Below are 10,279 nucleotides of genomic sequence, written 5' to 3'. Positions count from 1 at the left end.
GTTTATAGCTGTGCCCTTATACAGGCTCAAACTAACCACCTTAGCAGACTATTTCCGGGTTAGATTCTCCGAGAGGGTGGAAAGACTAACGGCTATGTTTCTTATACCTGGCTCTCTTCTTTGGGCCGCGGCACAGATAAGGGCCTTTGGTTTAATTCTCTCCTCCGCTTCCTCTTTGAAGGTGGAGACAGCTACCTTTCTTGCCGCCATGGTGGTAATTGTATATACCGTTTCCGGGGGGTTATTGGCGGATGCTTGGACGGACTTGTTTCAGGGCACAATTCTGATTCTCGGTTTATTTTTCCTGATTTTCTCGGTTTTTAACCATTTTGGGGGTGTTAATTCCGCTTTGGCTCAAATTGAACCTAGTCATCTCAATTGGCTGCAATACAACGGTGACAATATTGTCCACCAGGGATTAGTATTTCTGGAGACTTGGTTGGTGCCCATTACTGGTTCATTAGTGGCTCAGGAGTTAGTATCTAGGATTTTGGCCTCCAGGAATCAGGTGATAGCCAAGAGGGCGACTCTGTTTGCCGCCTTGTGTTATCTGCTGATAGGCTTGATTCCCCTCTGTTTGGGTTTGATTGGTTTTACCCTTTTCCCTGAGTTAGCGGAAGAAGAACAAATTTTGTCAATGGTGGCGAGGAAGTTTTTGCCCCCTGCCCTTTACATTGTGTTTATTGGCGCCCTGGTGTCGGCAATTTTGTCCACGGTAGATAGTGCCCTGTTGGCCTGTTCGGCCCTGCTTTCCCACAATATTATCATCCCCTTGTGGGGAAACATGCGGGAAAGGACTAAACTGTACTTACAAAGAGTTACAGTAGTGTGCATGGGTGTCATTGCTTTTGTGCTAGCCATATATGGGGAGGGGGTATACAATTTGGTAGAGGAAGCCTCGGCTTTTGGTACCTCTGGAATTTTCGTGGCCATGATTTTGGGGTTGTATTCTCCCCTAGGCAATGCCCTGTCGGCTAAGGCGGCCATTATAACCGGTGCTGCCACTTGGCTTATCTCTCACTATCTATTGGGGCTAGACTTCAGCTATGTGGTTTCTGTAATATTTGCCCTGTTAGCCTATGTGATGGCCTCCCGCCCGAGTTTTTCTTCCAAACATCCTGTGCATAATACAACTCCTTCCGCTTCATAACACCAAGGAATTATTTAGGGTTATATTCAGGGGGGTAAACAAGGTAAACAAGAAGCAAACACCCCCCGCATTTATTACACCAACTCATGGTTACAACACCAGGTAACTGTCGAATCCCGAGAAGTATTTATTTATTTCTGGTGTCAATTGTTGTCCTATCCTCTCAAAACAGTTTAAAATGTCCTCGTAGGCGCTATTGCCCGCCAAAAAATCCCAGAATTCTTTTCCTTGTATCTGAGCTCTCTTCTAGACTCCATCTTTTATCAGGTTTTGGTTTTTGGGGATTGTAGGGTGTTCCAATACAGGATGTGACGGAAATCCACTTTTGTTCGCCTTTGCTGTTTTTATTTCAAACACATGCCCTCTCTATTTCTCCCCTTTATTGGGCTTTTGAACCACTTATGGTAGTGCGAATAGGCAAATTTTTTCCTAGCTAAAACCTCGGCTACAGGCTCAAAAATGTAAATAGAATTATCTCTATTTCTCCTTCAGATGGAAAATGGATTCGCCGTAGGGATTTTCTCTATCTTTTTCCACACGACACAAAACCGGACGTTTAAACTCATTGACGATTCTCATCCCAGCAATATCAGCTATTTTGGGATAAAGATTAAACTTATCGTTGGCTATTAAAAACACATTATAGTCATCTTGTAAGTATTTCTTACTGTTTTTTAAAACCTCTGCTATTGCCACAACATAAGATTTTTTTGCCTCTTCTCCCCGTCCTCTATGAAGAGGTCCTATTTCTAGTTCGTCTTTTCTTTCAAAGCCAAAAATTTCATAGGCATAGGCATGTTGTTCGTGGTAGTCAATTAGTCCGACATAAGGGGGACTGGTGAAAATTCCTTTAATTTTCTTGTTTTGAACCAACTGGGCAAAGTCAGGATTTATTTTTTTTATTTCCCCATAAATATCAATTGTTCTACTATCTCCTCCAATACAAATCTGGAAGGTATTAGTGCGCACTTTTTGAAATTCTTTTAGTCTCCTTAGACTGTCTTTGGTATATTTTTCCCACCAATCTAAAATGGAAAATATGGGCTTGCATATCTTTTTGTGTTTTCTACAATAGTATGGATTAAACACGGGGTTTTTTAATGTTGCCAAATCGACATGAGTTGTGGCCCTGCATGAGCGGGCAGTTCTGCTTAATATTACCATCAGTAAATCCTTAATAATACCTTCACTCATGTTTTTAATTTCTCCTGCCAGGAAATCCAACTCCTCTCTCACAGGAAGCAGATACCACTTCTCCAAAAAACTTTTGGGGTTATCTTGTTTTAATCTGATGTTGTATTTTTCCAAAAGTTTATTGTATATAATCTGAAACTCCTGTTCTTTTTCTCGCCCATATTCATCTTCATTAACCTCCCGATTTACAACCTTTATTTTGAACTCTGGTGAGGGAAAATATTTAGCATTAAACCAGGAGAGTTCAAGGGATAATTCAGATTCAAATTTCCTGTTAGGCGTACTACCTTGAAAGCCTTTCAGACTCCGGGTAAGTTCATAGATGGCTCTAGTTACTTCCAAAAGATTATAATTGGCAACTTTTATTTTAGAAATTAACGTGTTAAAAAAGGACACATCAACTCCAATGGCATGTATTCCTAGTTCATTAGCTTGAACCAAAGTTGTACCAGAGCCGCAGAAGGGGTCCAAAACAATATCTCCAGGATAAAAATAAATCTCTTTTTTGAATTCATCAGTATGAGGGTCAATAAAATACTCTACTAACTGAGGAATAAATTTGCCCTTGTAGGGATGTAATCCATGAACATGTTTAGTTCTCTCACTTTCTTTATATTCACTAAAGGCCAGTTTCCAGTTCAGCTTTCCTAATACTTTCTCCCAGTAATTTTTTTTGTGGTTTAAAGAGTCATAATAGCTTTTTAGATCGTCTAGATCTATGAGAGTAGTATTATCTGCTCCATACTTGCTTATTCTTCCATATTGAAGTAGATAGTAGATATTAGAAACTGTTACCCTCCTGTTCAGATATTTTGATGCCCATTTACTCGCTTCTTTTATGGTCACCAAATTCCGCTGTTTTTCCGTCACCATTACATTCCCACGCCTGGGGATATGTTGTACAATACCTCTTCCATTGGTGGCTGACAAGGGGGATTAAACAAGGAGTAAAAACCCCCCAAATTTATAACACCAAACCCTGGTTATAACACCAGGTCACTATTGAGGCTGACATTGAGGTTTTTGCCAGGTTTTACCACTATTAAATCTACCCGATTTAGACCCAAAAATTGTGGGATTAAGGTGGCAAGGATACCGGCGCCCGCCCCCAGTAACAACTCCTCAGTGGTAACCCTCTTATCCCCGGTTATGGCGGCGATGGCGGCGGCAGCGGCCGTGCCAATAGCGGCATTGGCTATGAGATTACCTACATTCACCCCCCTAGAAACCGTTTCTGTTTCCGTAACCACATTGGAAGTCGCCTCGAGACGATACCGTCGTCCATTGACTAGTTCTAGCTCTTGTGCTACAAACCGAGTACCGTTACCGAAAGGACGTAATCCCCCCCTTATTATACTTCCCCTGGGGACAACTACAGCACCACTAGCATTTCTGATGTCTTGAGCTACAGTTAAGTCAAGGGGCACACTTTCTGTCTTCGTCACCAGTATTTTCTCTGCCTTATCATAGACTACTGGGATGAGGGTGCCGGCAGGGATGGTATTATTTCTGACCACGGGGGTTTGAGTCAGGGTTACTATATAGGGGGAGTTAATGGCAGTTGTCCTCCCTTCTGCTACCAATGCCTGATAAATAAAGGCTGCCACCTCGGCGCGGGTGGCGTTGCGGGTGGGATTGAGTCTCCGGGTGTCAGGGAAGTTTACCACCAGTCGTTTTTCGGTGGCTGCAGCGATGGGAGTACGGGCAAAATTGGAAATACTACCGGCATCCAGGAAAAAGTTGAGGGTGTTGTTGACGTTCCCCGATGGGGTATAATTTAAACCATTGGCTAAGGATACCAAAACCTGTTCTCTGGGTATATTTTGTTCCGGACGAAACAGGCCACCGGGATACCCTGACAGGAATCCCATGGCATAGGCGTTATTGATAGCCGTCACCCCCCAGTAATTATTGGGAACATCGTTGAAGCGTGCCGTAGGACGGATAGGTTTCTTGGGGAGGGCCTTTTGTACCATGGCAGCAAACTGGGCACGGGTGACTGGGGCTTCTGGGCGAAAAGTGCCATCAGGAAAGCCGGCTATAATACCCCTTGCTACTAATTCTCTGATAAAGGCTGCCGCCCAGTGGTTGTCAGGCACGTCTGTAAACTGGACATTCTGGGCCAATACTGGTGTGTTCAACCCGGCTACTATTAGGGGCATATTACCACCAGCTGTGAGGGTGAGTGCCATAAATAAGGCGGTGGCGAAGGAGGGGGCATTGGTATTCATGGTGGATTTCTTCCTTTTTTGCCAATCTGAAGCCTGTTGACGGTTTTTCCCTTTTTCAGGTTGCAAGTTTTGGGTTAAGGGATGTGGTTATCGGGTTTACTATCACAGATAGCCTTGTAGTTTGTAGATGAGGATACCAATGTATTCTTTTAGTGCAAGGCTGGTTTTGTAGAAATACTCCGCGTCGGGGAAGAAGCCAACCATGAGGTTTTGCCAGGTGTGTCTTTCAGGGGATAAGTCTTGGATAGTAACCAGGTAGTCGGTAGGGGCGGGAAGCACCTCGAAGCCCTGTTTTTCAAAGATTTTCACCGCTCTAGGCATGTGAAGGGCTGAGGTAACTAGTATAATGCGAAAAATGCCTCTTTTTTGGAGGATTTCTCTGGTGTAGATGGCATTCTGGTAGGTATTTAAAGATTTGCCTTCTTTGAGGATAACTTGTTGGGGGATGTTTAACATTTGTAGGAGGTTTGCCATGTCATCAGCCTCTGAAAGGTATTGGCTTCCTCCTTCCTTCCAGGGAATCCTGCCACCAGTTACTACTATTAGGGGGGCTTTTTTCAGGTGATACAGTTGAGCGCCATATATAACACGGTCCCCTGATTCGGCCAAGTCTGGCATAAAGCGGGGATAGACGGGGGGTTTGACTCCTCCTCCTAAAATGACAATAGCCTCGGCTGGGGGGATAGTATCGGGGCTATTGATGTATTGCCATTCTAAAGATGTCACTAGCAGGTTACTCACTCCCTCGTTACCGGCTAACCACAACAGGGCAAGTGCTACAACCACGGGTAGGGGAAACCAACGAGACAATTTCCACCACCACAACAGGAGGGAAACTGCCAAAAGAAGACAAGCCAACCCAAGGGGATATAGGAATAAGGGGAGTAGCTTGGAGAAGAAAACAAAATCCATAATGCCTAGTTTTGCACTGTTATGATACCATGAGGACACACCTGGGCTAACCAGCAGTGTAAATCGGGGTTGTTTATTTCTGCTGTTACCTGACTGATTACCTCTTCCCCCTGGGATTGACTCTCACACAAGGCAAAGACAGTTGGACCTGAGCCAGACATGATGCACCCCAACACATTTTTGCGCCTAAAGGCCTCTATGAGCTCCGCTACGGCAGGATAGGCGGGCAAGACCACTTTTTCTAGGTCATTGTACAATAGAGCCCCTATTTGCCGGGCATTGTTTTGGCTGATGGCCTTTACCAAATCCCCACTGTGGATTTGATGGGTGCGTCTTTGGATATCTTCTGGATTGGATAGATATTGGCGGCTATACTTCTCCCGATAGGTTTTGTAGGCCCAAGGAGTGGACACACTTAAACTCTCATACTTCGCTAGTATCACCCACAGGTTTTGTAAATCTGGTAGGGGTTCAATTTTTTCCCCCCTCCCGGTGGCGAGTGCAGTACCTCCTGAAATACAAAATGGCACATCCGAACCAAGGGTGGCGCCAATTTGTTGCAATTCTGGCACAGTTAGACCCAGCTTCCACAGCAGGTTAATCCCTACCAACACCGCCGCGGCATCTGTTGAGCCTCCCGCTAAACCTGCTGCCACGGGTATGTTCTTCTCTATGGTAATATCTACCCCCCCTCCTAGGGCACTGGCTGCGGGATATTCTTGTTGCATTCTCCGGGCGGCCTTGTATGCTAAGTTGGTGTTATCCAGTGGCACTTGGGGGTGGTTACAAAATAGACGAATTTCCTCTCTGCCGTTGGCTCTAATTCTGATAATATCCCCCAGACTCACACTTTGCATTACCATTACCAGTTCATGGTATCCGTCTGGCCTATCCCCTATAATCTCTAAATGGAGGTTTATTTTCGCCGGTGCGAATAGACAATAAGACTGCATATCCCACCCACTATCAGGTCACAATAAAAATACCATGACTCTGGAGCAAAAACACCCTTTGGCCCCGGAAGATCGTAAGATTATTGATATGATCAAGGCGGAGGGCAAAACTGATTACAACATAGCAGAGGTGGCTAGACTAAAAATTCGTTATCAGGGTTTCCCCGGTGCAAGGGATATTCAAAGGGATTTGGATTTTATTTTACAACAATGGGGCATGACTGAAGAAGAATTATTCGCCACCGCCCGCAAATTGCATCAGCCTCAGTCTATTTATTGTAATAAAATAAATGCAGAACAAGATAGAGAAGATTGGATTTGAACTACTATGTCTATAACTAATCTCTGTTATCTTTACCAACTGGCTTGGGAATACCATCCTAACGCCCTTCTTGCTGTCAATTCTCAGTTCATAATTCAGTTGGTCAATCCCGCCTTTTGTTCCCTTTTTAAACTTCCCAGCTGTCATATTAGAGGGGAAGAAGCTGTTAATATTTTGGGAGATATTGCCCCCTTGAAAACTGCCTGGGAAAAACAAACAGTGATTGAAAATGAAATTAGGGAATACCCTAAAGCGGAAATCTTTGTCCGAGAATTTATCTACCCCATTCCTGAACAAGATTTGATCTTGTGTATTCTCATCGATTTAACAGAAGAAGTCAGACGAAAAAAAGAAATCGCCAAGATGCAAGAAGAAGTCATTAAACAGGTGAATCAAGTGGTCCATAATCAGATGAAAGTGGCGCAAGAAATAGCAGGATTGCTTGGGGAAACCACAGCAGAAACCAAGGTAAATTTATTCAAGCTGCTACAACTATTTGAACATAAAGAAAACTCAATTGAGGTTGACAATTAGCCCTAAAAGTTGGACAATAGTAATACGGCTCGGGAAGTTTTTTGATTCCTACTAAAACCATGGCACATCGTCAACAACCCCGCCGCAGTGCAAGAATTTTGGCATTGCTAAGTCTAAGTCAAATTAGGAGTAAATCAGAAAAGAAGGAACTAGACATCCATGATTTAATTTTAGCCGCCACTAGAACCCTAACGGCAGAAGTTGAACAAACCCTGGAAAATGCCTCAGAAGAATTAAATCGCAGTTATGAGCATTTACTGAAAAGTGAAACTCGTGCCGCTAATATAGCCACCGCCCGTGCCATGCTGGAAGATGCTATCTCCATGACACAAAAGGCTATTAATCGTCTCGGAGATGTGTTAGAAATTCCAGAATTTGTACAACTATGCAATCAGCAGGAGGTAAGAGAATATGCTGTTGAAATTATAAACTGTGTGCAGGCCCATAAACGGGAAATTAATCAACTTATTGATGAAGTGATGGAAGGTTGGTCCCTTAATAGATTAACCCAAATTGATGCTGACATCCTCCGAGTCGCCACGGCAGAAATGGCTTATCTACATTTGGAGCACCAAGTAGCTATAGACGAAGCGGTGGAAATCGCTAAACAGTATTCGGGGGAAGACGGTTATCGTTTTATTAATGGGGTTTTAAGGAGAATCAGCGATAGACTGAAAACGGCGGTGGGGGTGTTGTCTTGATTAACATGTTAATTAACACCATTGGCCACTATACCCAGCAGTCTAGCATTGGCAAGACGTAATTGTTCGCACACCTGCGTCAGGTGATTGTATTGGCTTTTCCCCATCCTCATTACTAGTAAGATGCCGTCACAGTGGGAGGCGATGATTTTCGTCTCAAAAAAGTTGAGGAAGGCGGGGGTGTCGTAAATCACTAAATCGAATTTGCCACAAGCCTTAACCTCTCCCACCCATCTGGAAAGGGAAGTGGAAAGGAAGGGAAAGAAACCATCTTGCTGGTTTACCCCATTGGTTTCCCCTCCTGCTGTTATCAGGGAGAGATTTTTGCCCATCGGTATTATAACCTCTTCCCATTTCGTCTCACCAGCGAGGATGTTTCTCAATCCCATCTCATTTTCTACACCCGCCAGCTGATGGAGTCGCGGCAACCTCAAGTTGGCATCTACTAATATTACCCTTTTTCCCATTTTCGCCGCCGTTTTTGCCAAATTCAAACTCACTGTGGATTTTCCCTCTTCCGGCTGGGGTGATGTTACTACTATAAGATTACATTCATAATCTGGAAGGAGGAGGCTCAGATTGGCAAGTAGATGTTGACAGGCATCACGAAGGGAGGAGGGGATAATAATTTCTCCTGTTTCTGTTATGGTTTTCCCCGGAAAATTACTGGTAAATATTGGTCTATTTCTCCTTGTCCAACTTATACTCTTGTCTAGGGGAATTGCACCCAGAATTGGTATTCTAGTGATGGTTTTTAGTTGGGGGACATTGTAGACAGTTCCATCCAATTTGTCAATGATTGCGGCTATTGTTATCCCCACTGTTAAGCCTCCCAATAAACCCAATAACCATGGGGGAATCGGCAAGAAGGGCAAGGCGGAAACGGGTTTGTCACTCACCTGTGGCGGGGAAATCAACTGTAATTGGGCATCTTTCCCTCTCTGTGACTCTTGGATTTCTAGTTTCTCCTTGGCTTCCATGAATCTCTTCAGACTATCTGTGGTATAATTCAATTCTCTCTGCAATTCTGTATATTCTCTTGCTACAGACGGCAACTGGTTTATTCTTTTCCTTATACCTTCTAATAGTTTCGTCAATCCTTCTTTGCGGCTTTTTAGTATCTTTATATCATTCTCTACTTTCAACAGGTCCTGGGTTAATTTTGCCCTTATCTGACTATACCCTACATTGCTATTATTTTGTTCTGTTTTAACTGGATATTTTGCTTTCTCCTCCTCCAATAATTTGAGTATATTCTCCTTTTGCTCTTTTAGGGTCAATATTTGTGGACTTTCGTCGGTAAAAATGGCGGATTTGTTGGCTATTTCTAATTCTACTTGTTGTAACTGTTGTAGTAGGGCTTGATAACGAGGTGATTCTGTCAAGTCGTTTACAGCAATGGCCTCTTTCGGTGTCATATTTAGTTGTTTTTGGAGGTTTTCATAGGCGACCTGCGCCTGTTTTAATTGAATGTCAGTGGTTAGATATTCCTTCTCGGCGGCAATTAATTGTTGAGTTAATTCTTTGGCCTGAATTTGGGGATCAATGAATTGGTATTTCCTTCTTAAATTCTCTATTTTTGACTCTATTTTCGCCACCCTGTTTTGGAAGGCAGATATTTGTTGATTGATAAATTTTACCCCCTCGCCCCTCCCGCCGGGATTCAATCCATTTTTAAGGTAGTGTTTGGCTATCGTGTTGAGGACAAAATTGATTTTTTCCTTATCCTGGTGGCGGAATGATACCTCGATTATCTTAGTATTTACTATCTGTCTTATGTTAAGTTTATCTAGATTTTGAATGTCTATATCCCTGTAGATATCTGGATAGCGAGTGGCAATTTCCTTTAAAATAGGCGCCAAAACAGTGGGACTACCCAAAATCTGAATTTCGGTGCTATAATCAACAATGGTCCGGGTAGGATTGATTTGGAGCCCATCGGCATTTGTGGTTTGTGGCGGAGGTAGTGTCTTCTCTTCTTTTTCAATTAAAAGGAGAAATTTCCCCTCATAAATAGGGGTTTGTGCCATGGATAGCCAATGGGCACCAACTGTCATCCCTAGGGTGGTAAATAAAATTATTAGCCAGCGTCTTTTAAATAGTTGCCAAATAAAGGACAATTCGTCGGAGGATTCTTCGGATTCAAAATTTTCGGCAATCTCTAAATTCCTAGAAGAATTTGGCTGAAGATTTCGGGGTAAATAATCTGGGATATCCTCAAAAGGGGAGTCGGAATAATTATGGGGATATTTACCAGGAAAAGGAGGCAATTTTTTGGACAT

At 43.3% G+C, this 10,279-nt stretch carries 10 protein-coding genes; 4 read left to right on the top strand and 6 right to left on the bottom strand.

What is annotated here, in order from left to right; all coding sequences use genetic code 11:
• Positions 1-1,150 (top strand): sodium:solute symporter (locus tag IGQ44_10895; protein HIK38480.1); only part of this gene is annotated, 1,150 nt, incomplete at its 5' end.
• Between the two features lie 90 nt (positions 1,151-1,240).
• Here the strand turns inward: IGQ44_10895 and IGQ44_10890 are convergent.
• From IGQ44_10890 to IGQ44_10870, 5 genes are all read right to left on the bottom strand, one after another.
• Entirely contained in the window at positions 1,241-1,357 is a 117-nt protein-coding gene (locus tag IGQ44_10890) for a hypothetical protein (GenBank protein HIK38479.1), read from the bottom strand.
• 270 nt (positions 1,358-1,627) lie between these two features.
• Entirely contained in the window at positions 1,628-3,217 is a 1,590-nt protein-coding gene (locus IGQ44_10885; GenBank protein ID HIK38478.1) for a site-specific DNA-methyltransferase, read from the bottom strand.
• Positions 3,218-3,327: 110 nt separating this feature from the next.
• Positions 3,328-4,575 carry an S-layer homology domain-containing protein gene (locus tag IGQ44_10880; protein ID HIK38477.1) on the bottom strand — a complete coding sequence of 416 codons (1,248 nt, stop codon included), beginning with the start codon at positions 4,573-4,575 and terminating at the stop codon, positions 3,328-3,330.
• A gap of 102 nt (positions 4,576-4,677) precedes the next feature.
• Positions 4,678-5,487: a YdcF family protein gene (locus tag IGQ44_10875; protein ID HIK38476.1), complete on the bottom strand. Its 810-nt coding sequence runs from the start codon at positions 5,485-5,487 to the stop codon at positions 4,678-4,680.
• A 5-nt stretch (positions 5,488-5,492) separates the two neighbouring features.
• The gene (locus tag IGQ44_10870) at positions 5,493-6,440 is read right to left on the bottom strand and encodes a 4-(cytidine 5'-diphospho)-2-C-methyl-D-erythritol kinase (protein HIK38475.1); all 948 of its coding nucleotides are present in this window, start codon (positions 6,438-6,440) and stop codon (positions 5,493-5,495) included.
• A gap of 34 nt (positions 6,441-6,474) precedes the next feature.
• On the opposite strand from IGQ44_10870, the gene IGQ44_10865 reads away from it, so the two are divergent.
• From IGQ44_10865 to nusB, 3 genes are read left to right on the top strand one after another with little or no spacing between them, the layout of a single operon-like run.
• Positions 6,475-6,762 (top strand): DUF3288 family protein, encoded by a 288-nt coding sequence (locus IGQ44_10865; protein ID HIK38474.1) that lies wholly within the window; start codon positions 6,475-6,477, stop codon positions 6,760-6,762.
• 6 nt (positions 6,763-6,768) lie between these two features.
• Entirely contained in the window at positions 6,769-7,296 is a 528-nt protein-coding gene (locus IGQ44_10860; protein HIK38473.1) for a hypothetical protein, read from the top strand.
• A 59-nt stretch (positions 7,297-7,355) separates the two neighbouring features.
• Positions 7,356-7,997, top strand: coding sequence for a transcription antitermination protein NusB (gene nusB, locus IGQ44_10855; protein HIK38472.1), 642 nt, complete (start codon positions 7,356-7,358; stop codon positions 7,995-7,997).
• A gap of 8 nt (positions 7,998-8,005) precedes the next feature.
• Here nusB and IGQ44_10850 read toward each other — a convergent pair whose 3' ends face one another.
• The gene (locus IGQ44_10850) at positions 8,006-10,279 is read right to left on the bottom strand and encodes an AAA family ATPase (protein HIK38471.1); all 2,274 of its coding nucleotides are present in this window, start codon (positions 10,277-10,279) and stop codon (positions 8,006-8,008) included.

It is taken from the genome of Geminocystis sp. M7585_C2015_104, from assembly GCA_015295805.1.
Lineage (GTDB): Bacteria > Cyanobacteriota > Cyanobacteriia > Cyanobacteriales > Cyanobacteriaceae > DVEF01.
The sequence above is the reverse complement of the archived record's forward strand: the minus strand, read 5'-3'. Positions and strand labels throughout refer to the sequence as shown.

Coding starts and splice junctions, on each gene's coding strand:
- IGQ44_10865 (HIK38474.1), top strand. CDS start 6,475: ATGACTCTGGAGCAAAAACACCCTTTGGCCCCGGAAGATCGTAAGATT.
- IGQ44_10875 (HIK38476.1), bottom strand. CDS start 5,487: ATGGATTTTGTTTTCTTCTCCAAGCTACTCCCCTTATTCCTATATCCC.
- IGQ44_10860 (HIK38473.1), top strand. CDS start 6,769: ATGTCTATAACTAATCTCTGTTATCTTTACCAACTGGCTTGGGAATAC.
- IGQ44_10885 (HIK38478.1), bottom strand. CDS start 3,217: ATGGTGACGGAAAAACAGCGGAATTTGGTGACCATAAAAGAAGCGAGT.
- IGQ44_10850 (HIK38471.1), bottom strand. CDS start 10,279: ATGTCCAAAAAATTGCCTCCTTTTCCTGGTAAATATCCCCATAATTAT.
- nusB (HIK38472.1), top strand. CDS start 7,356: ATGGCACATCGTCAACAACCCCGCCGCAGTGCAAGAATTTTGGCATTG.
- IGQ44_10870 (HIK38475.1), bottom strand. CDS start 6,440: ATGCAGTCTTATTGTCTATTCGCACCGGCGAAAATAAACCTCCATTTA.
- IGQ44_10880 (HIK38477.1), bottom strand. CDS start 4,575: ATGAATACCAATGCCCCCTCCTTCGCCACCGCCTTATTTATGGCACTC.